The organism is Streptomyces sp. NPDC002324 (genome assembly GCF_053593335.1).
The window spans coordinates 76,574-101,291 of record NZ_JBSFCF010000013.1 but is presented as its reverse complement, the minus strand read 5'-3'; the positions used below and the strand labels follow the sequence as shown (position 1 = coordinate 101,291).

At 71.3% G+C, this 24,718-nt stretch carries 18 protein-coding genes, 1 tRNA gene and 1 pseudogene; 11 read left to right on the top strand and 9 right to left on the bottom strand.

What is annotated here, in order from left to right:
* Window positions 1–177: 177 nt before the first annotated feature.
* The 3 genes from ACWCRJ_RS19300 to ACWCRJ_RS19290 all read right to left on the bottom strand — a co-directional run bounded on the left by ACWCRJ_RS19300 (window position 178) and on the right by ACWCRJ_RS19290 (window position 3,059).
* Complete coding sequence (locus ACWCRJ_RS19300; protein WP_450940385.1) at window positions 178–1,167, bottom strand: DUF5926 family protein; 990 nt, start codon at window positions 1,165–1,167, stop codon at window positions 178–180.
* A gap of 150 nt (window positions 1,168–1,317) precedes the next feature.
* Entirely contained in the window at window positions 1,318–1,860 is a 543-nt protein-coding gene (locus ACWCRJ_RS19295) for an ATP-binding protein (RefSeq protein ID WP_450940384.1), read from the bottom strand.
* Window positions 1,861–2,249: 389 nt separating this feature from the next.
* Window positions 2,250–3,059 (bottom strand): glycerophosphodiester phosphodiesterase, encoded by an 810-nt coding sequence (locus ACWCRJ_RS19290; protein ID WP_450940383.1) that lies wholly within the window; start codon window positions 3,057–3,059, stop codon window positions 2,250–2,252.
* A 266-nt stretch (window positions 3,060–3,325) separates the two neighbouring features.
* Here ACWCRJ_RS19290 and ACWCRJ_RS19285 point away from each other — a divergent pair, with 266 nt between their 5' ends.
* Window positions 3,326–5,059 carry a S1C family serine protease gene (locus ACWCRJ_RS19285; protein ID WP_450940382.1) on the top strand — a complete coding sequence of 578 codons (1,734 nt, stop codon included), beginning with the start codon at window positions 3,326–3,328 and terminating at the stop codon, window positions 5,057–5,059.
* Window positions 5,060–5,414: 355 nt separating this feature from the next.
* Here ACWCRJ_RS19285 and ACWCRJ_RS19280 read toward each other — a convergent pair whose 3' ends face one another.
* Window positions 5,415–6,005 (bottom strand): hypothetical protein, encoded by a 591-nt coding sequence (locus ACWCRJ_RS19280; protein ID WP_450940381.1) that lies wholly within the window; start codon window positions 6,003–6,005, stop codon window positions 5,415–5,417.
* A 459-nt stretch (window positions 6,006–6,464) separates the two neighbouring features.
* Here ACWCRJ_RS19280 and ACWCRJ_RS19275 point away from each other — a divergent pair.
* A tRNA-Ser gene (locus ACWCRJ_RS19275) sits at window positions 6,465–6,552 on the top strand.
* Window positions 6,553–6,709: 157 nt separating this feature from the next.
* Here ACWCRJ_RS19275 and fxsT read toward each other — a convergent pair.
* Both fxsT and ACWCRJ_RS19265 read right to left on the bottom strand, forming a co-directional pair.
* Complete coding sequence (fxsT, locus tag ACWCRJ_RS19270; RefSeq protein WP_450940380.1) at window positions 6,710–9,166, bottom strand: FxSxx-COOH system tetratricopeptide repeat protein; 2,457 nt, start codon at window positions 9,164–9,166, stop codon at window positions 6,710–6,712.
* 29 nt (window positions 9,167–9,195) lie between these two features.
* Window positions 9,196–9,633 carry a hypothetical protein gene (locus ACWCRJ_RS19265; protein WP_450940379.1) on the bottom strand — a complete coding sequence of 146 codons (438 nt, stop codon included), beginning with the start codon at window positions 9,631–9,633 and terminating at the stop codon, window positions 9,196–9,198.
* Between the two features lie 459 nt (window positions 9,634–10,092).
* Here ACWCRJ_RS19265 and ACWCRJ_RS19260 point away from each other — a divergent pair.
* Window positions 10,093–10,401, top strand: a pseudogene (locus ACWCRJ_RS19260) (tyrosine-type recombinase/integrase); the annotation flags it as partial.
* A 116-nt stretch (window positions 10,402–10,517) separates the two neighbouring features.
* The gene (locus ACWCRJ_RS19255) at window positions 10,518–10,907 is read left to right on the top strand and encodes a hypothetical protein (protein ID WP_041670841.1); all 390 of its coding nucleotides are present in this window, start codon (window positions 10,518–10,520) and stop codon (window positions 10,905–10,907) included.
* A gap of 244 nt (window positions 10,908–11,151) precedes the next feature.
* Here the strand turns inward: ACWCRJ_RS19255 and ACWCRJ_RS19250 are convergent, their stop codons facing one another.
* Window positions 11,152–11,367, bottom strand: coding sequence for a hypothetical protein (locus ACWCRJ_RS19250; protein ID WP_450940378.1), 216 nt, complete (start codon window positions 11,365–11,367; stop codon window positions 11,152–11,154).
* Window positions 11,368–11,615: 248 nt separating this feature from the next.
* Here ACWCRJ_RS19250 and ACWCRJ_RS19245 point away from each other — a divergent pair, with 248 nt between their 5' ends.
* The gene (locus ACWCRJ_RS19245; RefSeq protein ID WP_450940377.1) at window positions 11,616–11,825 is read left to right on the top strand and encodes an antitoxin; all 210 of its coding nucleotides are present in this window, start codon (window positions 11,616–11,618) and stop codon (window positions 11,823–11,825) included.
* 35 nt (window positions 11,826–11,860) lie between these two features.
* Here ACWCRJ_RS19245 and ACWCRJ_RS19240 read toward each other — a convergent pair whose 3' ends face one another.
* Window positions 11,861–12,721, bottom strand: a complete 861-nt coding sequence (locus ACWCRJ_RS19240) for a bifunctional DNA primase/polymerase (RefSeq protein ID WP_450940376.1) — start codon at window positions 12,719–12,721, stop codon at window positions 11,861–11,863.
* Between the two features lie 354 nt (window positions 12,722–13,075).
* Here ACWCRJ_RS19240 and ACWCRJ_RS19235 point away from each other — a divergent pair, with 354 nt between their 5' ends.
* The 6 genes from ACWCRJ_RS19235 to ACWCRJ_RS19210 all read left to right on the top strand — a co-directional run bounded on the left by ACWCRJ_RS19235 (window position 13,076) and on the right by ACWCRJ_RS19210 (window position 19,159).
* Window positions 13,076–13,381 carry a hypothetical protein gene (locus tag ACWCRJ_RS19235; protein WP_450940375.1) on the top strand — a complete coding sequence of 102 codons (306 nt, stop codon included), beginning with the start codon at window positions 13,076–13,078 and terminating at the stop codon, window positions 13,379–13,381.
* A 316-nt stretch (window positions 13,382–13,697) separates the two neighbouring features.
* Window positions 13,698–14,741, top strand: a complete 1,044-nt coding sequence (locus ACWCRJ_RS19230) for a bifunctional MaoC family dehydratase N-terminal/OB-fold nucleic acid binding domain-containing protein (protein ID WP_450940374.1) — start codon at window positions 13,698–13,700, stop codon at window positions 14,739–14,741.
* Window positions 14,738–15,190, top strand: coding sequence for a MaoC/PaaZ C-terminal domain-containing protein (locus ACWCRJ_RS19225; protein WP_450940373.1), 453 nt, complete (start codon window positions 14,738–14,740; stop codon window positions 15,188–15,190). Before ACWCRJ_RS19230 ends, ACWCRJ_RS19225 begins: the two co-directional genes overlap by 4 nt.
* A complete protein-coding gene (locus ACWCRJ_RS19220; protein ID WP_450940372.1) occupies window positions 15,187–16,353 on the top strand; it encodes a lipid-transfer protein in 1,167 nt (388 codons plus the stop codon). The genes ACWCRJ_RS19225 and ACWCRJ_RS19220 overlap by 4 nt, the downstream gene beginning before the upstream one ends.
* A gap of 380 nt (window positions 16,354–16,733) precedes the next feature.
* Complete coding sequence (locus ACWCRJ_RS19215; protein ID WP_450940451.1) at window positions 16,734–17,285, top strand: SigE family RNA polymerase sigma factor; 552 nt, start codon at window positions 16,734–16,736, stop codon at window positions 17,283–17,285.
* Between the two features lie 215 nt (window positions 17,286–17,500).
* Window positions 17,501–19,159 carry a long-chain fatty acid--CoA ligase gene (locus tag ACWCRJ_RS19210; protein WP_450940371.1) on the top strand — a complete coding sequence of 553 codons (1,659 nt, stop codon included), beginning with the start codon at window positions 17,501–17,503 and terminating at the stop codon, window positions 19,157–19,159.
* A gap of 106 nt (window positions 19,160–19,265) precedes the next feature.
* On the opposite strand, the gene ACWCRJ_RS19205 is transcribed toward ACWCRJ_RS19210, so the two are convergent.
* Entirely contained in the window at window positions 19,266–24,713 is a 5,448-nt protein-coding gene (locus tag ACWCRJ_RS19205; RefSeq protein ID WP_450940370.1) for a PAS domain-containing protein, read from the bottom strand.
* Between the last annotated feature and the right edge of the window lie 5 nt (window positions 24,714–24,718).

Genomic DNA, 24,718 nt, shown 5'->3' with positions numbered 1-24,718 from the left:
GGGGGATGCACCAGCAACCGGGCTAATGAAACCGTAACAAGAGATCGGCGCTTCGCAAATTCGGTCTTGGCTATTCGGACACGAATTTGCTTGTCACGTAGGGGAGTTGTGACAGGAGTCACCACATCTTGAGCGCACTCGGTCAGCTGCCCGTACGGTCGGCGCCGACACGCAGGGTCAACTCAGCGTGACCTGCCGGTTGGTGAGCCCGCCGCGCGCCCGGCGCTCGTCCGGGGTGAGCGGGGACTCGTCGGCCAGGGCGGTGGCGAGCCGCTCGGCGAACTCGGCCGCCGGCTTCTCCACGTCGTCCGCGCCGACCCCGGTGGGCAGGTCCCAGACCGGCACGGTGAGGCCGTGAGCACGGAAGGAACCGACCAGACGGGTGCCCTCGCCGAGGCTGGAACTCCCCGCCGCGTGCAGCCGGGCGAGGGCGTCCAGAAGCCGCTCCTCGGCGTGCGGCATGACCCATCGCAAATGGTTCTTGTCGGGGGTCTCGCACCAGTACGCCGCGTCGACGCCCGCGAGCTTCACAGTCGGGATCGCCGCGGAGTTGGCGCGCTCCAGGGATGCGGTCACCTCCGGGGTCGTGTTCTCCGTGTCCGGGACCCAGAACTCGAAGCCCGTGTGCACAACTGGCTCGAACTCACCTTCGGGGTCCAGCAGGTCCTGCAGACGCGGTCCGTCGGCCGGGGCGCGCCGGCCCTGGACCGGGGTGCCCGGGTCGGCGACGAGGGCACGCTGGAGGGTGTCGGCGAGGTCGCGGCTGATGTCGCCGGACGACGTGTCGTTCTGCAGGCCGAGCAGCACCGAGCCGTCGTCGCGGCGCAGCGCGGGCCACGCCATGGGCAGGACGGTGGCGAGGGTCACCGACGGAACGCCCTCCGGGAGCGCGTCCTTCAGCTTCAGCTCGACGGTGGCGGCGGGCACCAGCTCGCGCAGCGCGATCCAGTCGCCCTCGCCCGGCAGGCCCTCGAAGGGGCGCTGCACCAGCTCGGTCACCGCCTGGGCGGCGGCCCGGCCGTGGCAGGCCTTGTAGCGGCGGCCGCTGCCGCAGGGGCATTGCTCGCGCGCGCCGACAACCGGAACCTGCCCATCGGCGCCTGCGGCGCCGACTCCGCCGGTGCCCTGCGGGCGCTTGGCCTTCGTGTGGGGTCGCTTCTTGGCCATCGTGGGTGTCTCCCGATCACGGCTCGTCTCGTACTGGCGCGAGCCTAGCCGCTCGTACGACGCCCGACGGGACCCTGTGGACAACGCACCGAGTCGTCCCGGAACCGGCGGTTCGGGCCAGGATGTGCACGCCTGCCGCCGACCGCCGGGTCAGTCCAGGTCGTCGAAGGCGTCCACGAAGTCCAGGTCGGGCACGGTGGAGACCGTGGGGGCGACGACGCGGGTGGCGAAGTCGTCCCGGCGGTGGGCGCGGTAGATGTCGTCCTGGACGACGACCCACACCGTGACCTCGCCGCGGGCGTCGTCGCGTACGCCCCAGTCGTCGGCCAGCGCCGTGACGATGTTCAGCCCGCGGCCGCCGTGTGCGGTGACCGAGGGCGTGGACGGAACCGGGCGGGTCGGACCACCGCCGTCCGTCACCTCGACCGTGAGTCGTCCGGTGGGATCCATGCGCCAGGCGCAGCGCACGTCGCCGTCGCCGGCCAGCGCGTCGCCCAGTGGTCTGCCGTGTTTGCAGGCATTGCTGAGCAGTTCGGAAAGGATCAGTAGGGCGTCGTCGATGACCGAATCCGCCACACCACCGTCGCGCAACTGATCGCGCATCCGGTGCCTCGCTTCCCCCACGCCCGCAGGGCCATGGGGTACGGCCATGCTCGACGACGTGGGCACCTCCTGTGCCACCACCAACGCCACCCCCGAGACCTCCTTCGCCCCACGCCACGGTGTGAATGCCCCATTGGACTGGACTGGAAACCGGCCGGAACGCGTGCTCTGACGCACTCACGACGATCGAACACGGACCGAACGCGCCGGTGCACTCCCCGTAGCCGAGTGGCTGAATTTCGTCCCTGATATGCAGACTTGTCCCCGGTCGTGGTCCGGTCGCCTTGGCGGAATTCTTACCTCCGTCAAGCGCCGTGCCGGGGCGGCGACGGCGGCCGGCGTGGTGGTCGCAGGTGTGAACAGCGGCGTGTTCGGGGCTGTCCCGAGCGTGGTGTTGGAAGCTGTCGGAATCGGTGTGTTCGAAGTTGTGGGAGGCCGTGCGCTCGGTGGGGCGGCGGCGGGTGGTTCCGGGGCCGCGGTCAGCGGCTCAGCTGGTGGAGCACCGCGCGGGGGCGGTTGGTGATGATGGCGTCGACGCCCAGCTCGACACAGAGGTCGACGTCCTGGGGCTCGTTCACGGTCCACACGTGCACCTGGTGACCGGCGCTCTTCAGGCGCTCGATGTAGGCGGGGTGGTTGCGCACGATCCGGATCGAGGGGCCCGCGATCCGGACACCGTCCGGCAGGCGTCCGTCGCGCAGGCGGGGGGAGACGAACTGCATCAGATAGACGGTCGGCAGCGTGGGGGACGCGGTGCGCACGCGCTGCAGCGAGCGCGCCGAGAAGCTCATGATCCGTACCGGCGAGTCGGCGGCCGTCTCCGGGGCGTCCAGCCCGAACCGCTTCAGCAGAACCAGCAGCCGCTCCTCGACCTGGCCCGCCCAGCGCGTGGGGTGCTTGGTCTCGATGGCCAGCTCCACCCGGCGTCCCGCGTCGGCCACGAGTTCGAGCAGGCGTTCAAGGGTGAGGACGGAGGTGTCGGCCCGGTCCTCGGGGGTGACCTCCCAGTCGGGGGCCTCGTCGCCGTTCTTCCAGGAACCGAAGTCCAGGGCCGCGAGGTCGGCGAGCTCCAGCGCGGAGACCGCGCCCCGGCCGTTCGACGTACGGTTGACGCGCCGGTCGTGTACACAGACGAGGTGGCCGTCCGCGGTCAGCCGCACATCGCATTCGAGGGCGTCCGCACCGTCCTCGATCGCCTTTTTGTACGCGGCCAGGGTGTGTTCGGGGGCCGCCTCGGAGGCACCCCGGTGGGCGACGACCTGAATCGGGAGCTGTCGTACGTGGGTCACCGCGTCATGGTGCCACCGTGACGGGGTACGCGTGGGGGTGGTGACCGTGGACGACCGGGTTCGTACGCCCAGTACGCGTCATTAGTCTGATAGATCCTATATAAAGGATGGTCCCGGACCCACAGGCACCGCTTATGGTGCCCTGACGGCTCGTGGGAAAAGCTGACCCCATACAAACTTGCGCACGGTCCGACGTGCGACCAAGAACAGTCGACCACCGACGTCGACCGCCGACCAGCCGAAGCCGTGGATCGAGGAGAAAAGCTGTGAGCACCGAGAACGAGGGCACCCCGGTACCCCCGGCCCCGTCCGCACCTCCCGTGCCGGTGGAAACTCCCGCTGCCTCCGCGCCGGCCCCTGCGCACGAGCCGAGCGCGGCCCCGGCGGAGCCCCCCGCCCCGGCGCCGGCTGCCGGAACGGCCGCCGACAACGCGCCGACGACCCAGCTTCCGCCGGTCCCGCCGACGGCCCCGGAGCCGGGAGCGACCGCGGTGCAGCCGGGGGTGCCGCAGCATCCGACGGCCGAGCAGCCGGTGGCACACCAGCCGACGGCGCAGTACCCGACCGCGCAGCAGCAGGCGGCTCATCAGCCGCAGCCCGAACTGGTGTCCGCCGGGGCGCCCGGCTACGCGGCGGCCCCGGGCCAGGGGTACGGCGGAGGTTACGGACAGGCTCCCGGCGGGGCCGGGTCCTCCGCGCCCGACGCCGCCTGGCCCCCTCCGGCACCGCCGGCCGTCCCCGCGTACGCGGACCACGGCGGTGGCGCGTACGCGGACACGGGCGCGGCCTCCGGAGCCGGTGGTGCCGGCGGTCCCGGTGACGGCGGCTGGGGCTCCTCGTGGCAGCAGACGCAGCAGCCCGCCCCCAAGCCGGCGGGTACGAAGCGCGGCGGTCTGATCGCCGCGATCCTCGTGGCCGCGCTGGTCGCGGGCGGTGTCGGCGGTGGCATCGGCTACACGCTGGCCGACCGCAACGACAACTCCACCGGTTCCACGACCGTCTCGGCCTCCCAGAACGGCGGAGACGTCAAGCGCGCCGCCGGTACGGTCGCCGCCGTGGCCTCCTCCGCGCTGCCGAGCACGGTGACCATCGAGGCGTCGAACAGCGACGGCGACGGTGGCACGGGCACCGGCTTCGTCTTCGACAAGGAAGGCCACATCGTCACCAACAACCACGTGGTGGCGGAGGCCGTCGACGGCGGCAAGGTGTCGGCCACCTTCCCGGACGGCAAGAAGTACGCCGCGGAGGTCGTCGGCCACGCGCAGGGCTACGACGTGGCGGTCATCAAGCTGAAGAACGCCCCGTCGAACCTCCAGCCGCTGACGCTCGGCGACTCGGACAAGGTCGCGGTGGGCGACTCGACGATCGCGATCGGTGCGCCCTTCGGTCTCTCCAACACGGTCACGACGGGCATCATCAGCGCCAAGAACCGCCCCGTGGCCTCCAGCGACGGCTCCTCCGGCAGCAAGGCCTCCTACATGAGCGCCCTGCAGACCGACGCGTCGATCAACCCGGGCAACTCCGGTGGCCCCCTCCTCGACGCCCGCGGCAACGTCATCGGCATCAACTCGGCCATCCAGTCCGCCAGCAGCGGCGGCAGCTTCGGCTCCGGCCAGGCGGGCTCCATCGGCCTCGGCTTCGCCATTCCGATCAACCAGGCCAAGAACGTGGCCCAGCAGCTGATCAGGACGGGCAAGCCGGTGTACCCGGTGATCGGTGCCTCGGTCTCCCTGGAGGAAGTCACGGGCGGAGCGAAGATCACGAACTCCGGTGAGGGGGGCGCGGACTCCATCACCGCGAACGGCCCCGCCGACAAGGCCGGCCTCAAGCCCGGCGACGTCATCACCAAGCTCGACGACCACGTCATCGACAGCGGCCCCACCCTCATCGGCGAGATCTGGACCCACCTCCCCGGCGACAAGGTCACCCTCACGTACACCCGCGACGGCAAGACCCGCACGGCGGACGTCACTTTGGGCGAACGCGAGGGCGACAGCTGACCCACCCCGGTCGACAGCTGACCCACCCCGGTCGACGGCCGACCCACCCGCCACCCCCGATCCGGCCCGCCCCTTCCGCGTGCGCGCAGCCTCACCTTGATCAGGCTCTGTCAAGGTGTGACTCAGTGCGTGTGGACCAGGCGTGGACCGGAGTCCGGCACAAGCGAACCACGTACCCGCTGGTCAGCACCCCCTTGCGGTCTGGAGCACGGACCGTTGCCCAGGACCGCGCGAAGGGGAGTTGGCGGCCTCTACGTACGTGAGGCCGGAAGCGGTGAGACGCGGCAATGAGTGAGGCGGCCTGCCGGAAGTGTGGCTTCCGGCAGACCGCCTCTGCTCGTTGCGAGCTATCGGATCAGAGGAGCGCACCGTCGGTGATCTGAGTGGCTATGCCGTTCTTGACCACGACCTCGGCCTCCACGCCCTTCTTGGCGGCCTTCTCCAGGTCGGCCTCCTCGCAGGGGGCGTCCACCTTCGAGCCGGCGGTGCCGCAGATCTGGCCCCCGCCCAGGATCACGGTGTCCTCGGCGAGGAAGAACGCCTGCTGCTCACCGCCGGAGCCCTGGGCCGCAGGACCGTCGACCAGGTACTTGCCGGGTGCCACGTACCGCACGATGCCGTACCAGGTGCCGCTGACGCCCTTGCCCTTGTCGAGGCCCTCCACGACGGTCTCGCCGGAGTCGGATGTGCTCCCGGAACCGGATGTGCTGCCGGGGGGCGTGTTCCCGGAACCGGACGTGCTGCCGGGGGGCGTGTTTTCGGAGCCGGAGGGGGGCGCGGAGGCACCGCTGACGTCTGTGGCGCCAGACTTGCTCGCCGCCGCAGACGCGTCGGCCTTGCCGGAGGAGCTGTCGGCGTCGTCGCTCTGGTTGCACGCCGTCATCAGCAGGGTGCCGCCCAGGAGCGCGGCGGAGACAAGGAAGGCCTTGCGGCGGTTGCGGATCATGTGTCAGTTCCCCTGCGTGATCGACTGGTTGGGGCTGAGGTGCGGGTGTCCCTCGGCACGTGCTTGATCATTATGAGGGGCCCAGTGTCCGAGTGGATGCCTCGGTCCTCGATCCAAGACGACGCCGTAACGGTCCCGTGACATGGCCAACTCAACTGCACTGCAACGGGGTTGATGCTCCCCACCATCAACATGAGCAAGATCGCTTGACGGAAGCACCACTTCGTCCAGCTCTCCTTCTTGCTTGCCGCGATAGGCGGTGTTTTCGTCTTCTTCGCAGGTCTCATGGCTTGAGCAGTGGAGACCATGGCCGGGACGGGATCGGCCTCCCAGCGTTGATCAGCAGTGCTGGTCCTCGGGAGCGGAGCCAGTGCCGGCGGACCCCGTGTGGACCACACCCCCGAGCACCGCCCGCGCCCGGTACGCTGTACCCGCTCCGTCCCTGGTGGGCGGGGCGTAGGTGGGTTGCCCGAGCGGCCTAAGGGAACGGTCTTGAAAACCGTCGTGGCGCAAGTCACCGTGGGTTCAAATCCCACACCCACCGCCAGATGAAACGGCCCCTGACCAGGCAATTGGTCAGGGGCTGTCGTCGTGCGCGGTTCCCGCTCGGCACCGTGGTTCCCCGTGGCTTCCCGCTGGATCGGGCACGGATGGGGCACGTGCACCTTCCGATCCGTAGCTCTACAGAGATCGGTCGGGGACGGTCATACCGGTAGGTCCGGGGTTTCTGAAGGCGGCTGATGGTCGGGGGCGGTTGCTTGGGTTGCTGTATCTGGTTGCTGTAGGGCTGCCTTAGCTTGGCGGGCGCCGGCGAGGTTGTTGCGGCTGGTGAGGGTGTAGGGGTGGGTGTCGCCCAGGGCCTTCACGTACTGGGCGTGGGTGGTTTCCATCAGTGGGATCGCCCGGCCCAGATCCCCCGCCGTGTAGTAGGCGCCGGCGAGGTTGCCGCGGCTGACGAGGGTGTAGGGATGGGTGTCGCCCAGGGCCTTCACGCACTGGGCGAGGGTGGTTTCCATCAGTGGGATCGCCCGGCCCAGATCCCCCGCCGTGTAGTAGGCGCCGGCGAGGTTGCCGCGGCTGACGAGGGTGCGGGGATGGGTGTCGCCGAGGATCTTCACGCACTGGGCGAGGGTGGTTTCCATCAGTGGGATCGCCCGGCCCAGATCCCCCGCCGTGTAGTAGGCGCCGGCGAGATTGCCGCGGCTGCTGAGGGTGTCGGGATGGGTGTCGCCGAGGATCTTCACGTACTGGGCGTGGGTGGTTTCCATCAGTGGGATCGCCCGGCCCAGATCCCCCGCTGCCTGGTAGGCGCCGGCGAGATTGCTGCGGCTGACGAGGCTCTCGGGGTGGGTGTCGCCGAGGATCTTCACGCGTTGGGCGTGGGTGGTTTCCATCAGTGGGATCGCCCGGCCCAGATCCCCCGCTGCCTGGTAGGCGCCGGCGAGATTGCTGCGGCTGATGAGGGTCTTGGGGTGGGTGTCGCCGAGGATCTTCACGCGTTGGGCGTGGGTGGTTTCCATCAGCGGGATCGCCCGGCCCAGATCCCCCGCTTCCTGGTAGGCGTAGGCGAGGTTGCTGCGGCTGACGAGGGTGTCGGGGTGGGTGTCGCCGAGGATCTTCACGCGTTGGGCGAGGGTGGTTTCCATCAGCAGAATCGCCCGGCCTAGATCCCCCGCTGCCTGGTAGGCGTAGGCGAGATTGCCGCGGCTGGCGAGGGTGTAGGGGTGGGTGTCGCCAAGAACGTCTGTGTATTGGGCGAGGGTCTGTGTGCGCAATGTGATGGTGTGGGCGTCGTGGCCCTGGTGGTACAGGTACTGGGCACCCTGGTAGTAGGTGTCGGCCGTGTCGGCGGAGGGCGCGTTGTCTGGGGGGGTGGTCTCGGCGAGGGCGAGGATATGGGGAAGCAGGCGTTCCCACGCTGCGGTGTCGTCAGGGTGCAAGTCCTGATTTGTACTGGGCAGGGCGTTCCGGACAGCCTGTTCGGCCTCCGCGCGGCCTGGGGCCGTCGGCTTGGTGTCGTCGTTGTGTGGTTGGGCTGGGGTGCGCGTGCGTAGCACTGTCTGGACGAGTCGGTGGACGGTGACGCTCTGCCGGTCGGTGGTGAAGCCGATCATGTTGTAGGCGTGCAGTTCGCCCAGGGCGTTGCTGAGTGCGATGGTGTGGGGTGCGAGGGGTTCAAGGAGTGTTCGGAAGATGTTGTCGGGGGCGAGCCATGCCATGGCTTGTAGGAGGGTGACGGCCAGGGGGTCGCGGTCGGTGATGGCGTTGAGGGTGTGGTCCCAGATCCGGGCGATGGTCTGTTCAGGGGTTGGGGCGTCGCGGTTCTCGTCCAGGACGAGCGCGAGGTGGGCGCGGTAGGTATCGAGGTCGATACCGGTGCGGTGGGCATAGGCACCAGCTTGTTCCAGGGCCAGGGGGAGGTAGCCGAGGTCGTGGGCGAGCCGCTTCGCCGCCTCGCGCTGCTCGCTGTCCACAGTGGCACCCTGAAAGGCGATGGTGCACAACAGGTCGGTCGCTTCGTCCGAAGGCAGCAAGCCCAGAGAGACCACGGGGGCCAGGGCTTGCCAACCGGTCGCGCGGCGGCTGGTGGCGAGGTGGTGCCCCCCGGAAAGCGTGCCCAGGTAGGGGCCGAGGTGTTCGGGGTTCTCAACGTTGTCGAAGATCAGAAGCCAGTCAGGGTGGGCCTGAAGCCAGGTGATCGCCCATGCAGCCCGTTGGTCCGGCTCTAGCTTCTGCGCCGATTGCGGGCACAGTCGCTGAGTGATCCCGGCGAGGCTGGTGAGGATCGACTCCGGGGAGTCGGCGGTGATCCACCACACCAGGGTGTAGTGGCTTCGGTAGCGGGTGGCGTAGTGCAGGGCCAGGGCGCTCTTGCCCACACCTCCCAGTCCGCTGATCGTCTGAGCCGGAGTTCGTTGCGGTTGCACCACGGCTGCCGAGCCGCCGCACGTCAGCGAGTCCCGCAGCGCGGATAGTTCTGCTTCACGGCCGATGAACACCCCCGATGTCGATCTCGGCAGGTAACCGGCCTGTGCGGGTGCTTTTACTTCCAGGGCCGATTCCACAGCGTCTTTGGGCAGGATGACGACCCGCGTGTTGTCGCCGCTGACCGCGACCTGGATGGACTCGGCCCCGATCGGCCTCTCACCGGAGACGTTCACTCGGGTCGGCTCGCCGGGGGCCGGCGCGTTCACTGCTGCGGCGGATGGATCGTGGTGTTGTCGCCGGAAGCCGCGATGCCGATGTGCTGCGCGCCGATCGCGCGGGTCCCCGACACGTTCACCGTCACCCCGCTCTGGGCCGGCAGTAGTGCCGCCACCTCACGGGCCAGCTCGGCATCCTCACGCAGCGCCAGCTTGATCTGACGGCGCAGCAAGGCCGCCGCGTCCGCGTCGTCCGGCTCCGCGGCTGCCTCATCAACCGCCCGCTCCAATGACGCCTGGCCTTCCTCGTCCCGCTGACGCCACACCAGCCGCACAATCCGCTGGCCCAGCCCTGCTGTCTCCTCGACCGCCGCGTCCAGTGCCGCATCCCCGGCCCGATGCAGAATGCCTGCACCATAAGCAGTCACCGCCGCCGACAGGTACGGCCCGGCTTGCTCCATCAACTGCACGATCTCCGCACTCACAGCCCAGCCCCTCCGGAGGTACTCATCACTCCTACCTATGGAGTGACTAAGCGTAGGAAGTCACAACACTCTGTGAGTGCAGAACGCCAAACCATCCATTACGGTTCCAGCCCCACCGCACCAGACCGCCTACGTCATCCGCTTCAGACCCTCAACCGCTCCCAGGCCTACCGACTCCGCACACCCGGCATCCAACCTTGACTGCCCTTCACCTTCCCCCCCATGCGTACCCCCAAAGGCCAGCACTCGGCGACGGCGCCCCCTCCATTCCGGTGCCGGCCGATCCCCCGCCGGAGGCATCGCTCTAGCCTCGCAGTCCCGCGCACGGAGTTCGACTCACGGTCTCGGATCTGCGACCAGCGCGGCCCGGACGGCGGCCGGGCTGGAGCGGGGCAGAGACATAAGCGCAGGCCCGGCCGGGGGCCGGGCCGCGCGCGGGGAGCGGAGCGACCCGCCTTGACGACACCCGGCGGGAAGCCGCTGCGCTACAACCAGTGGCGCAAGGCGTACTTCGACCCCGCCGTCTCGGCGGCCGGGCTCACCGACGTGACACCGCACGACCTTCGGGCCTCACATGGGACGTGGGTCGCCGACCGCTACGGTGTCATGACCGCCGCTCACCGGCTCGGCCACTCGAACGCGAGCGTCACGACTCGGCACTACGCCCGGCCGGTCGCCGGTCGTGATGACCAGGTTGCCGAAGCGGCCGATGCGTGGCTTGGAGGGCAAGAAGGAACCGGCTCTCCCGAAGTCCAAGAACCCCTCTGAGACGCCCTGCACCTGTGACGCCCCTGGCCAGAAGCACGGTCAGGGGCGTTGTGCTGTGCCGCAGCGTCCAATTCACGTCTATGCTCTGCGCATATGCGCCGATACTCTGCGTGCTCATGGGGAAAGTGGTGCGTCTGTACTGGGGATACATGGTGGCTGCTGCCTTGGTCGTTGCCTGGAGCCAGCAATGGTCCTTGCCTGTGATCGTGGCTCTGTCACTCGGCGTCTCGACCTATGCCGCCTTCCAGGTGCCGGTCTGGTGCGGAGCGGTGAACCGAGACGGGCAGACCTACTGCCGCAACAACGCTTATGGCGTGTTGATGGGGTGCTCGAAACGTCAGCACAGGTGGCAGAAGATCAAGATGATCGTTCTGCGCAGCAAGATCGGGAACGTGAGTCGCTCCGTGTTTCCGACGGCGAAAGAGAAGTTCAACGGCGCTCTCGCCGTAGGAGGGTTGTTGTCGGCTGTCGCCGCCGTGATCGTTCCCGCCGTGACTGGCGGCTGAGCGGGCACGACCGAGCGCCTGGGGCACGTAGAGGGCACGGCGGAGACGAGGACGGCTCCGCCGGGGCGCTTGTACCCGTCTGACCTGCGGCGGAGGGACAGGCGTCCATGATTGCCGAAAGGTCTTGAAAACCGTCGTGGCGCGAGTCACCGTGGGTTCAAATCCCACACCCACCGCGTGCGTGAACGGCCCCTGACCAGGTCAATCGGTCGGGGGCCGTTCTCTTGCGCGTACTTCGGCACCACTATGACGAGGCATCCGGGCGTCGGCGCCCGGAGAGTCGGCGCCAGGCCACCAGGACGTTGATCACGAGTAGGGCCGCTCCCGCCAGGGGCCAGCCCACGGATCCGCCACCACGGTAGGTCGCAATGCCCGCCACCAGCGCTGCGACGCCGATCACCGGGCCCATGAGGTCCATGACGGCGTCCAGACGATCCAGGTTCTTCGACAGGTTGGCCACGGCTTGATCGTGGCAGGTCGCCGCTGTAGCCGCACAGAGTTGATAGGGATCCGTCTTCGTCGAGACGGCACCTGCGAGCGCTCGCGGCGGGAAACATTGACGCGTTCGTGCCGGGCCGAGCGGGGCGGGCTGACACGACTGACCTGCTGCCCCGCACGGTCTTGAGTCGTGGTGGCGGCCACGAGATGCGGGGGCAGGGTGGGGCGCTGATTCTGGAGGGGACCGTGTGAATCGCGGAAGGAGTCGCCATGTCTGTGATGGACAAGCTCAAGCACATGCTGAAGGGACACGAGGAGCAGGCCGGGAAGGGTGTCGACAAGGGTGGTGACTACGTCGACGGCCGGACGCAGGGGAAGTACAGCGGCCAGGTCGACTCCGCGCAGGAAAGGCTCAGGCAGCAGATGGGTTCGGAGCAGACCGGGCAGGGCGATGCCGGACGAGAGGAACCGCCCCGGTAGGGGGGCCCGGGGCGTAGCCCCCGCGCGACCGAGGGCTACGCGCCCCGCCCCGACATCCGCGCCGCCGAAGCCACCGTCGAGCGGGCCTCCCGTTCCGTGAGGCCCGTGCGTACGGCGGCCTCGACCAGGGCGTTCGTGAGGTCGGGGCCCAGGTTGTTCTCGTTGGCGCGGCAGGCGGCCCAGAAGAGGCGGGTGTTGCGCTGGCCCTCCTGGGCGGTCAGGACGAAGTGGACCAGGCCGTGGCCGTGGTCGGTGGACGCGCCGGCGGGGCCTGTGCGCGGCGGGGGCAGCAGGAGGCGGAGCAGGGCCGGCGGGCAGGGGGCCGGCGGGAGGTGTGAGGTGCCGGGGGCCGTGGCGTAGACGCCGTGGTCGGTGCGGGAGCCGGGGCCCACGAGGTAGCCGCCGGCGCCGCGGATGTCGATGCCGGGGGCGAGCCGGCTCGCGGAGTTGGGGACCACGACGTCGGGCGGGCCGGTGAGCCAGATGTGGCGTCCGCCGCTGGGGGTCAGTACGACGACCGTCTCGGGGATCGTGAAGAGGTGGCGCAGGGCCAGTTCACGCAGGGCCGCAGAGGAGTCCGTACCGGACTTCGTGTCGAGGTCGACGCCGATCAGGTGGTGGGGGTGGAGGCCGCAGGCGATGCCGTAACCGGTTGCCCAGGGGGCGGCGGAGAAGAGTTCGCGGACGCGGCGGGGATCGGTGGAGGCGTCATGCACGCCGTGGCCGAAGCGGCCGCACTCGCCGTGGCAGGGGCGTGGGTGGGGGTCGTCCCGGTGCGGGGAGCGCAGGGCCGGGAGTTTCGAACGGGAGAGGGGGATCACCGCCAGTCCGCGTTCGGCGGCGGAGAGGGCGTGTGCCAGGGCCAGGGTGCCGGCCTGCCGGTCTGTGGTGGCCATGTCTCCATGTTCGTACGTGTGTTCGATAAAGGGAAGAGGGTTCGGGGTGCCCTTTCGGCCGTCGAGGGTGTGTTCGCGGGTTGGCCGGAAACGTGCTGGAACGCTTCGCCCCTTGTCCCGGGCGATCTTGCTGCCGCCTGTCGGGCTCGATATCGCTGAGCTGGGAGTTCCTTGATCTAAAGGGGTTTATCGACTTGTCATCACGCTTCAGGGGGAATGGGAGCTTCCGGGGTGGTTCGCCGGGGATTCGGTGGGCAACTCTTGATGCGCGACGTCGAAGACCAGCACCGAGGCGGTCGGCCAACCGCCCCGGGGCAACCCGTACTTGTGTGTAAGGCCCTGGAGGAAATGCACATGGCAAGCATCCGTACCGCCCGCGTTCTCGCCGCCGTCTCGGCTCTCCCGCTCGCCGCCGCCCTGTTCGCCGGTGTGGCGACGGCCGACAACGGCTCGTTCGCGGACAACGGATCGAACGCCGGCGTGGCGAGCATCGTCGGCAGCGGTGTCGGCCGCGACAACGACGGCAACTCGTCGACCTCGCAGCAGCAGGCGAACGGCTCGGGAGCCTCGAACCAGAACAACACCGCCCAGGTCAACGGCTCCGGCCTCACGGCCATCGAGCAGAAGAACGCCGTCGTCAGCTTCACCGACCTCTGGTGAGCCGGTCGAGGGCGGGCCGGGGCCCGAGGGCGGGCGGATGAGGTCGCCCCGGCCCTGCGGCTCCCGGTCCGACCCTCGGGTGCGGGACGTATGGAACATCTGAGAGATGTAAGACATGTGGGACATGTTCGTGGGGTGCGAGACGCCCGTGCGGCGGTGCTTCGGCGCCGCCGCACAGGCGTTTTCCGGTGCTTCCCCGGGCCGTTCGCGGTCGGATGCCCATGTGCGTGGCGGACCCCGGCGACCTTGACAGGTGCCGCACCAGTTCCTTCAATCTGACGGGTAGTCAGAATTCTTCGGAGGGGGTGGTGGGACGGTGGCGGTGACCGAGGACCTGTCCGTACGGCTCAAGGCCTACGAGGGGCGCGCGGCCGTCCTCGGCGGCCGTGGCAAGGATCCCGTCAACTCGCCGATGATCCGGCACTGGTGCGAGGCCATGGGGGATTCCAACCCCGCGTACACCGGGCCTGACGCCATCGCCCCGCCCACCATGCTGCAGGTGTGGACGATGGGCGGGCTGAGCGGGCACGAGACCCGTTCGGCGGCGTACGACGAACTCCTGGCGCTGCTCGACGACGCCGGGTACACCTCCGTCGTCGCCACCGACTGCGAGCAGGAGTATCTACGGGCGCTGCGGCCGGGGGACGAGATCACGTTCGACTCGGTCGTCGAGTCCGTCTCCGAGCGGAAGACCACCCGGCTCGGCACGGGGTACTTCGTCACGACCCGCATGGACGTGCGGGCCGGTGAGGGGGGCGACGAACTCGTCGGCACCCACCGCTTCCGGATCCTCAAGTACGCGCCGGCCAGGACGCCCGCCGAGCGGGCCCCGGCCGACGCTCACGGTGAGCAGCGCAGGCAGCCCGAGCCCCGGCCCCGGGCCGGGAACGAGCAGTCCCGGGACCAACGGCCCCGGCGCCCCCGACCCGTAGTCAATCGGGACAACGCCGGGTTCTGGGAGGGCGTCGCGCGCCACCGCCTCCTCATCCAGCGCTGCGCCGACTGCGCCACGCTCCGCCTCCCCTGGCTGCCGGGCTGCAACGCGTGCGGTGCGCCCGAGTGGGACACGGTCGAGGCGAGCGGCGACGGCACGGTGTTCTCGTACGTCGTCATGCACCACCCGCCCTTCCCGGCCTTCGACCCGCCCTATGCCGTCGGGCTGATCGAGCTGGCGGAGGGGGTCCGGATCGTCGGCAACGTCATCGGAGTGCCGTACGACAAGGTGCGGATCGGGATGTCCGTACGCCTCGCATTCGCTCGCTACGACGAGGAGTTGGAGTTGCCCGTGTTCCGCGCGGAAGAGGCGGCAGGCGCGGAGGAGACGGCGGAGGAGACAGGGGAAGTGGTGGTGCGGGTATGAGGGTCCGGGCCGGGGACGTGCTGCCGTCGATGGAGATCGAGATCACCCGCACGCTCGTCGTCGCGGGGGCGATCGCCTCGCGCGACTACCAGGATGTGCACCACGACCCCGAGTTGGCGCGGCGGCGCGGGTCGCCGGACGTGTTCATGAACATTCTGACGACGAACGGGCTGGTAGGGCGGTACGTCACCGATCACTTCGGTGCGGCCGTCGTCCTCCGCAAGGTGGCCATCCGGCTCGGTGCGCCCAACTACCCGGGGGACACGATGGTGTTGACCGGCACGGTCGAGGCGACGGACGGCCGTACCGCCACGGTCAGGATCATCGGCGAGAACGGCATCGGCAGACACGTCACCGGAACGGTCACGGTCACGCTTCCCGAAGCAGCGGCCGAGGCGGACGCGCGTACGGATGGCCTGGGCGCCCCCACGACAGGGGAAGTCGGATGAGCGTACGAACCAAGGACCGGCTCGGTGGTCGTGCCGCGGTCGTCGGGATCGGCGCGACCGACTTCTCCAAGGACTCGGGCCGCAGTGAGCTGCGGCTGGCCGTGGAGGCCGTGCGGGCGGCGCTCGACGACGCGGGGCTGGCGCCGGCGGACGTGGACGGGATGGTGACGTTCACGATGGACACGAGTCCGGAGATCACGGTCGCGCAGGCGGCCGGCATCGGCGAGCTGTCCTTCTTCTCGCGCGTCCACTACGGGGGCGGCGCCGCGTGCGCGACCGTCCAGCAGGCGGCGCTCGCGGTCGCGACGGGCGTGGCGGAGGTCGTGGTCTGCTACCGGGCGTTCAACGAGCGCTCGGGGCGGCGGTTCGGGGCGGGCGTACGGCACCGGGAGCCATCGGCGGAGGGCGTGGCGCTCGGCTGGACGCTCCCGTTCGGGCTGCTCACGCCCGCCTCCTGGGTCGCGATGGCGGCGCAGCGCTACCTGTACGCGTACGGGCTGACCCCCGAGGCGTTCGGACATGTCGCCGTCGTCGACCGGAAGTACGCGGCGACGAACCCGGCGGCGTACTTCCACGGCCGCCCCATCACCCTCGACGAGCACGCGGCCTCGCGCTGGATCGCCGAGCCGCTGCGGCTGCTGGACTGCTGCCAGGAGACGGACGGCGGCCAGGCGCTCGTCGTGACCTCGGTGGAGCGCGCGCGGGATCTGCCGAAGCCGCCCGCCGTGGTCGTGGCGGCGGCGCAGGGGGCGGGCCGGGCGCAGCAGCAGATGACCGGCTTCTACGACGGCGATCTCACCGGGCTGCCGGAGATGGGCGTCGTCGCCCGCCAGCTCCGGCGGACCTCGGGGCTGGGCCCGGACGACATCGACGTGGGCATCCTGTACGACCACTTCACGCCGTTCGTGCTGATGCAGCTGGAGGAGTTCGGGTTCTGCGGGCCGGGGGAGGCGGCGGACTTCGTCGCCGAGGAGCGGCTGCCGATCAACACCCATGGCGGGCAGCTCGGCGAGGCGTATCTGCACGGGATGAACGGCATCGCGGAGGCGGTACGGCAGCTGCGGGGCACCTCCGTGAACCAGGTTGCGGGCGCCGAGCGGGTGCTCGTCACCGCGGGTACCGGGGTGCCGACCTCGGGGTTGGTGCTGGGGACGGACGGGTGAGGGGGCGGGACGTGACGGCTGAGGGGGGTTTCGGGCACCTTGGGGTCCGGTGCCGTACGCCCTGGGCAGGTGGTTCTCAGGGGTACACCCTCAGTACCTGGGGGGTGTTCATCCACCTTCAGTAGGTGGGGTCTGCCCCACTCCTACAACCTGAGGGGGACTCGCCTTCGGGACCTGCGGCCGATCCGCCGGGCACAGCCCGCTCCTAGCGTGGAGCCATGACCACACCCGTCTGCACCAGCGCTTCGAAGGCCGCTGCACCAGTGCCGCGGACCCTGCCGACCCCGGCCCGGTCGACCGCGAGCCGGTCGACCGCCCGATCGACCGCGGTCCGTTCGGCCGTGGCCCGGGCGACCTCGGTCCGGCCGGCTCTGTCGGGTCTGACGAACCTGTCGCTTCCGTCGGCGCACCCGACGTCGCACCCCTCGTCGTCCGCGTCCTACCCGTCGTTCTCGGCGTACGTGAAGGCCCGCCAGCCCGTGCTGCTGCGGACCGCCCGCTCGCTCACCGCGAACCCGTGCGACGCCGAGGACCTGCTGCAGACCGCGCTGGCCAAGACGTACCTCGCCTGGGAGCGCATCGAGGACCACCGGGCCCTCGACGGCTATGTGCGCCGGGCGCTGCTGAACACCCGCACGTCCCAGTGGCGCAAGCGCAAGGTGGACGAGTTCGCGTGCGACGAGATGCCGGAGCCGGAGGGGGTCCAGGCCGCCGACCCGGCCGAGCAGCAGGCGCTGCACGACGCGATGTGGCGGGCGATCATGAAGCTGCCGGCGCGGCAGCGGGCGATGGTGGTCCTCAGGTACTACGAGGACCTGAGCGAGGTACAGACGGCGGAGGTCCTCGGGGTCTCGGTCGGCACCGTGAAGTCGGCGGTCTCGCGTGCGCTGGGCAAGCTGCGTGAGGATCCCGAGCTGGAACCCGTGCGCTGAGTCGTTCGTTGGCCGGTCAGGAACCCGGCCCGAAGACGGACGCGCGCGGCCGTGGACCCGGACGGATCGAACGCGAACTCGGGCTCGCACTCGGGCTCGACCGGTCACTCTGTCTGATCGATCATCTTGCCCCCTAGTGACATACCGCTCGGTATGTGAGCAGAATCAGCGCAACCGTTACCACCGCGTAGGCAGAGCCGCCCCGGGAGGACGCCGTGCTGAGCACCATGCAGGACGTACCGCTGTTGATCTCCAGGATCCTGACCCACGGGCAGGTCATCCACGGGACGTCGCAGGTGATCACCTGGACCGGCGAGGGGGAGCCCGAACGCCGCTCCTACGCCGAGATCGGCGCCCGCACCGCGCAGTTGGCCCACGCCCTGCGCGAGGACCTCGGAGTCGACGGCGACGAGCGCGTCGCGACACTCATGTGGAACAACGCGGAACACGTGGAGGCGTACTTCGCGATCCCCTCCATGGGTGCCGTCCTCCACACCCTCAACCTGCGGCTGCCCCCCGAGCAGCTCGCCTGGATCGTCAACCACGCCGCCGACCGTGTGATCATCGCCAACGGCTCGCTGCTGCCCCTCCTCGCGCCGCTCCTGCCGCACCTCAAGCCGGTGGAGCACGTCGTCGTCGCCGGGCCCGGCGACCGGTCGCTGCTCGCCGGAGCGAGCGTCCAGGTGCACGAGTACGAGGACCTGATCGCCGGCAAGCCGACCACGTACGACTGGCCCGAGCTGGACGAGCGCTCCGCCGCGGCCATGTGTTACACCTCCGGCACGACCGGCGACCCCAAGGGCGTCGTCTACTCCCACCGCTCGATCTACCTGCACTCCATGCAGGTCAACATGGCCCAGTCCATGGGCCTGACGGACGCGGACCTCTCGCTCGTCGTCGTCCCGCAGTTCCATGTCAACGCCTGGGGCCTGCCGCACGCGACGTTCATGACCGGCGTCAACCTGCTGATGCCGGACCGTTTTCTGCAGCCCGGCCCGCTCGCCGACATGATCGAGACGCTGAAGCCGTCGCACGCCGCCGCCGTCCCCACCATCTGGCAGGGCCTGCTCGCGGAGCTGACCGCCCGCCCGCGCGAGGTCTCCTCGCTCAACCAGGTCACCATCGGCGGCTCGGCCTGCCCGCCCGCCCTCATGGAGGCCTTCGACAAGCTGGGCATGCGCGTCTGCCACGCCTGGGGCATGACGGAGACCTCGCCGCTCGGCACGATCGCCCGGCCGCCGGCCCATGTCGAGGCCGACTCGGAGGAGGAGCTCGCGTACCGCCTCACCCAGGGCCGCTTCCCCGCCTCCGTCGAGGCCCGCCTCACCGGCCCCGGCGGCGAACGCCTGCCCTGGGACGGCGAGTCCGCCGGTGAGCTGGAGGTCCGCGGCCCCTGGATCGCGGGCGCGTACTACGGCGGGTCGGGCGCCGAACCCGTACGCCCCGACGACAAGTTCAGCGAGGACGGCTGGCTGAAGACGGGTGACGTCGGCACGATCAGCCCCGACGGCTTCCTCACCCTCACCGACCGTGCCAAGGACGTCATCAAGTCCGGTGGTGAGTGGATCTCCTCCGTCGAGCTGGAGAACGCCCTCATGGCCCACCCGGACGTCGCCGAGGCCGCCGTCGTCGCCGTACCGGACGAGAAGTGGGGCGAACGTCCCCTCGCGACGGTCGTCTTGAAGGAAGGCTCCACCGCCGACTTCGCCGCCCTCCGCTCCTTCCTCGCCGACGAGGGCCACATCGCCAAGTGGCAGCTGCCCGAGCGCTGGACGATCATCGAGTCGGTGCCGAAGACGAGCGTGGGCAAGTTCGACAAGAAGGTGCTCCGCAGGCAGTACGCGGAGGGCTCGCTGGACGTGACGCAGATCTAGAACGCGCTGCTGCGACAGCACTCGTACATACGGCAGGTGGGGCGGTGTTTCACGTGAAACACCGCCCCACCTGTTGCTGTCCGCGGAACCGCTGCCGTACGCGGCCTCAGTTCGTGCCGACTCGTGCCAGCAGGTCCACGATCCTGGTCTGCACCTCGGTGCTCGTCGAGCGTTCCGCCAGGAAGAGGACCGTCTCCCCCGAGGCCAGGCGCGGGAGTTCGGACTGGTCGACGGCGGCGGTGTAGACGACGAGCGGGGTCCGGTTCAACTGGCCGTTCGTCCGCAGCCAGTCGATGATCCCGGCCTGGCGGCGGTGCACCTGCAGCAGGTCCATCACCACCAGGTTGGGCCGCATCTGCGCGGCCAGCGTGACGGCGTCCGCGTCGGACGCGGCCCGCGCGACCTGCATGCCACGCCGTTCCAGCGTCGCGGTGAGGGCGAGCGCGATCTCCGCGTGCTCCTCGATGAGCAGGACACGCGGCGGGTGCTGCTCGGAGTCGCGCGGCGCCAGCGCCTTCAGCAGGATGGCCGGGTCGGCACCGTAGGCCGCCTCACGCGTCGCCTGGCCGAGCCCGGCCGTGACGAGGACGGGGACCTCGGCGGCCACGGCGGCCTGGCGCAGCGACTGCAGTGCCGTACGGGTGATGGGCCCGGTCAGCGGATCGACGAACAGGGCGGCCGGGTAGGCGGCGATCTGCGCGTCCACGTCCTCGCGGGAGTTCACGATCACGGGCCGGTAGCCGCGGTCGCTCAGGGCCTGGTGGGTCGCGGCGTCCGGCGCGGGCCACACCAGCAGCCGTCGCGGGTTGTCCAGCGGCTCCGGCGGCAACTCGTCGTCCATCGGCTGCGGATGCGGCCGGTCGGGAACCTCCACCGCACCGCCGGGTCCGTCGAGCGGCTCGGGACCTTCGTCCGCGTTCTCGTCGGGCGCCCCTATGGCGTACGACCGTCCGGCGCCCTCCGTACGGCCCGTCAGCCGGGACTGCCCGGCCAGGGACGGCTGCGGCGGGAGCGGGACCTGCCCGGCGAGCGAGGGCTGCGCGGGCAGCGGGGCCTGCCCGGCGAGCGACGGCTGCGACACCTGCGCGGCGGCTTGCTGCGGCGGGGCCGTCCGGGCCGGGGGCGGGGTCTGACCGGTGCCGACGCGGAAGCCGGTGCCGTTCGTCGGGGTGGACTGCGGGTGGGGGCGCGCGGCGGTCTCGGGGCGGCCGCCGGTCGGCTGCGGCGGTGTCCCGAGCTTGCGGCGCCGGCCAGAACCACCGGGCTGGTTCGGGGCGGGCGTGGCTCCGGTCCCCGGCTGTGCGCCGGCCTGCGCCTGCGCCTGCGCCTGTGCCTGCGCCTGAGGGCCGCCCTGGCGGGAGAACGGGACGCCTTGGCCGAGCGTCCGCACGCTGATCGCCCGCCCGTGGGTGGAGTTGGGGTCGAGAGGAGCGGCGGCGGGGGCCGGGGCCTGGGCCGCTGCTTTGGCCTGGGCCTGGGGCGGAGCCATGGCTTCGGCGGGCAACGGCTGCGCGGCGCGCGGCTGTTGTACGGCGACCTCCGGCGGCAGCGGGGTACCCGAGGAGGGAGTGGACTGCGGGGGCAGCGGCGCCTGCGGAGCGGCCACGGGGATACCCGCGCCGGAGGTCTCGTGGCGGGCGTCGGGCCAGGACTGGGGCTGGGGCGTGCCGGGGACCGCACCCTGAGCGGGGGCGGCCTGAGCGGGGGCGGCCTGCTGGACACCGGGCCCGCCGGGGGCCGGCACGGGCTGGGCGCCCTGAACCGGCTGCGCACCCGGTACGCCCTGCACGGCCTGGACCCCCTGCACGCCCTGGACCCCGGACACGAGGACCGACTGCCCGAGGACGGCCTGGCCGAGGGCTCCGGCCTGCGCGGGCGCCTGCTGCGGGACCCCGGAGGCCCCTTGCGGTGGGACAACGCCCTGTGCGGCGACGGGCTGTCCGACAGCGGGTTGCCCGGGGGCGACCTGCCCGGCGCCGGCCTGCCCGGTGGCCGCCTGCCCGGCGAGGGCCTGTCCCACGGCCGCCTGGCCCGCGCCCTGAGCGACCCCCTGCGGAGCGACGGGCTGCCCGGCCGCGACCGCGGCGGGGGCGGGCAGCCCGGGAGCGGCGGCGACGGCCTGGCCGGGCACCTGGTGCGGAGCGGCCTGCACGCCCTGGACGGGAACGGGCTGCGGGCCGCCCGGGACGCTCTGGGCGGTGACGGGCTGGGCGGCGGCGGCCACCGCCGCGCCCTGTGCGGGCACCTGCTGGCCCGGGCCTCCCTGCGGGGGGATCCCCTGCGCCGGGGCGCCCTGCACGGGCACCCCTTGCGCGGTCGCCATCATGGCCACGCCGTCGCCCTGCTGGGGAGCGGACTGGCGTACCGCCCGGCGGCGGCCCGTGGGCGCGGGCATCGGGTGCGGCTGCGGAGGTGTGTGGTCGTCGGCTGCGGGGTGCGGCGCGGTGTCATGACGGCCGTCGTCCACGCCACCGGCCGGCATGCCTGCGTGCGGACCCGCGACGGGGACCTGTCCCGCGCCGGGGGCTTGTCCCGTACCGGGTGCCTGTCCCGCGCCCGGGATCTGCGCGGCACCCGGGACCTGTCCCGCACCCGGGATCTGCGCGGCACCCGGGACCTGTCCCGCGCCCGGGACCTGCGCGGCACCCGGGCCCTGCGCGGCACCCGGGACCTGTCCTGTACCCGGGACCTGCGCGGCACCCGGGACCTGGCCGACGACAACGCCCTGACCGGCACCGGGGGCCTGGCCCGCAACGGCCTGCGGGATCTGCTGTCCGACTCCGGCGGCGGGCACCGGCCCTCCGGCGAGGGCGGGCCCGCCAGCGGGCACAACTCCCCCTGCCTGCACGGGCGCCCCTGCCTGCGCGAGTCCTCCGGCGGGAACCGGCCCCCCAGCTGGAACCGCCCCTCCACCAGCGACCGGCTGCCCTTCAGCGGCCGGGACCAGCCCCCCGCCCGAGCCGATCGCCCCCTGGCCACCCTGCACGGGCACGGCGGGGACGGCAGGAGCGACCGGCGAGGCAGGCGCGGCGGTTCCGGCGGGCAGAGGCATGGGCATGGGCATCGGCATGCCGGGCGCACCCGGTCCCGCGGGCGGGGGCACCGGACCGAGCCCGGCCGCCTGCGCGTACTCGGGTCCCCGGTCGGCCTCGGCCGGCGGCAGCGCGAAGACGGCTCGCGGGCCCGGCTCGGGCGCGGCGGCGCGCTCCTCCGCGCTGGCGAGAGCCCGACGACGGCGTCCGGTGGGCTGCTGAGCGCCGCCCTCCTCACCGGAATCGGCGCCGGTGGCGGGGGTGGAACCGGCGTCGGCGGCGCTCGCCTCACCGCCGGGGCTCGTGCCCGGGGGCAGCGCCGCCGGCAAGGCGTTCTGCGCGGCGGCGGGCTCCCGGCGCGCGCGCCGCCCGCCGGGCGCGGGCACACCCTGGGGCGGCACCGTTCCCCCCAGTCCGTTGGCGGTGGCAGCGGCACCCGCCGCGTGCTCGGCCGCCGTGACGACAGCGCCCTCGGCGGCCACGGGCTCGCCCGCGGCCTCGATGGCGAAACCCCGTCCGCGCCGCCGCCCGCTGCCCCCGGCGTCCTCGGCCTCGGCACCCGGCGCGGGCACGAGCCCCTCAGCGCCACCGTCAGCCACACCAGCCGCACCGGCAGCGACCGCCGCCTCCTCCGCCCGGCGCCTGCGCCGACCGGTGGGCGCGACCGCGGCCTCGGGCCCCCGGCCCTCGGGAGCGTCCTCACTCTCCAGGAACGCGTCCACCGACGACCGCCGCGCCCGCCTGCGCCCGCCGCCGCCCGCGGCCTGCTCGGGCAGGGCGACCTCGGCACCGGTGGCGAGGGGAGCGGAGTCGGCCTCGGCGCCCACCACCGCGGGCATCGGGGCGGCGGGCACCGCCCCGGCACCGCCACCGAGCGGCACCTCCAGTACATAGGCGCTGCCGCTCATCCCCGGCACCTCGACCGTCTGGAGCACACCGCCGTGCGCCCGCACGATCCCCTGCACGATCGGCTGGTGCACCGGGTCTCCCCCGGCGTACGGCCCGCGCACCTCGATGCGTACGACCTCGCCGCGCTGCGCGGCCGCCACCACGACGGTGTTGTCCATGTAACCGCCGGCGGACATGGGCGCGTTGCCCGTCGCGTCGACACCGGCGACATCAGCGACGAGGTGCGCGAGCGCGGTCGCGAGCCGCACCTGGTCCACCTCGGCCTCGATGGGCGGCGCGTGCACGGCGAACTGCACCCGTCCCGGCCCGATCAGCTCCACGGCCCCGTCGACACCGGCCGCGACGACCGCGTCCAGCATGACGGCCGTACGGACGAGGCCGTCCTCGCCCGCGTCGATCCGCTGGTAGCCGAGGACGTTGTCGATGAGGGTCGTGATCCGCGAGTACCCGGCGGTCAGGTGGTGCAGCACCTGGTTGGCCTCGGGCCACAGCTGCCCGGCGTCGTCGGCGGCGAGGGTGCCCAGCTCACTGCGGAGCTGGTCGAGCGGGCCGCGCAGGGACGTGCCCAGCACGGCGAGCAGTTGCTCGTGCCGCGCGGCCAGCGCCTCGTACCGGTCCTTCTCGCGCTCCCCGAGCGCCGCGTACCGTTCGTCGCCGGCGGCGAGCTCCTCGGCGTGCTGCTCGCTCAGCTCGGCCAGCTCGGCGGCGTGCTCCTCCCGGACGCCCGCGAGTTCCTCCGCGTGCTCCTTGGCGAGCCGCTCCAGCTCCTCCGCGTGCGTCTCGGCCTCGGAGTCCTTCTCCTCGGCGAGCTTGTCGTACGGCCGCCGGTCGGTGAACGTCATCACGGCACCGACGAGCTGGTCCCCGTCACGCACCGGCGCGGTCGTCAGGTCGACCGACACCTTCTCGCCGTTCTTCGACCACAGCACCTGCCCGCGCACCCGGTGCTTGCGCCCGGACCGCAGGGTGTCCGCGAGCGGCGACTCGCCGTACGGGAAGGGGGCGCCGTCCTCGCGCGAGTGCAGCACGAGCGTGTGCAGCTCGCGTCCGCCGAGGTCACTGGCCCGGTAACCCAGTATCTGGGCGGCCGCCGGGTTGACGAGGACGATCCGGCCGTCCGTGTCGGTGCCGACCACGCCCTCGGACGCGGCCCGCAGGATCATCTCGGTCTGCCGTTGCGAACGCGCGAGTTCGGCCTCGGTGTCGACGGTGCCCGAAAGATCCCGTACGACCAGCATGAGCAGCTCGTCGTTGGCGTAGCCGTAACCGTCGTACGCCTGCTGGCCGTTCTCCAGATTCGCGGATGTGACCTCGACCGGGAACTCGCTGCCGTCGGTCCGGCGGGCGGTCATCCGGGTCGGCTTGGTCCGTCCGGTCGGGTCCATGGTGTCGGGCCGACGCATGGAGCCCGGGATGAGCCGGGAGTCGAACTCGGGGAGGAGGTCCAGCAACCCGCGTCCGACCAACGCGGTCCCGGGGGTCTCGAAGGCCTCCAGCGCGATGGTGTTGGCGTTGACGACGGTCCCATTGGCGTTGACCAGCACCAACGCATCGGGCAGCGCGTCCAGTATGGCTGCGAGGCGAGCAGCGCCTCGGGATGGCCTGCTGCTCACGAGAC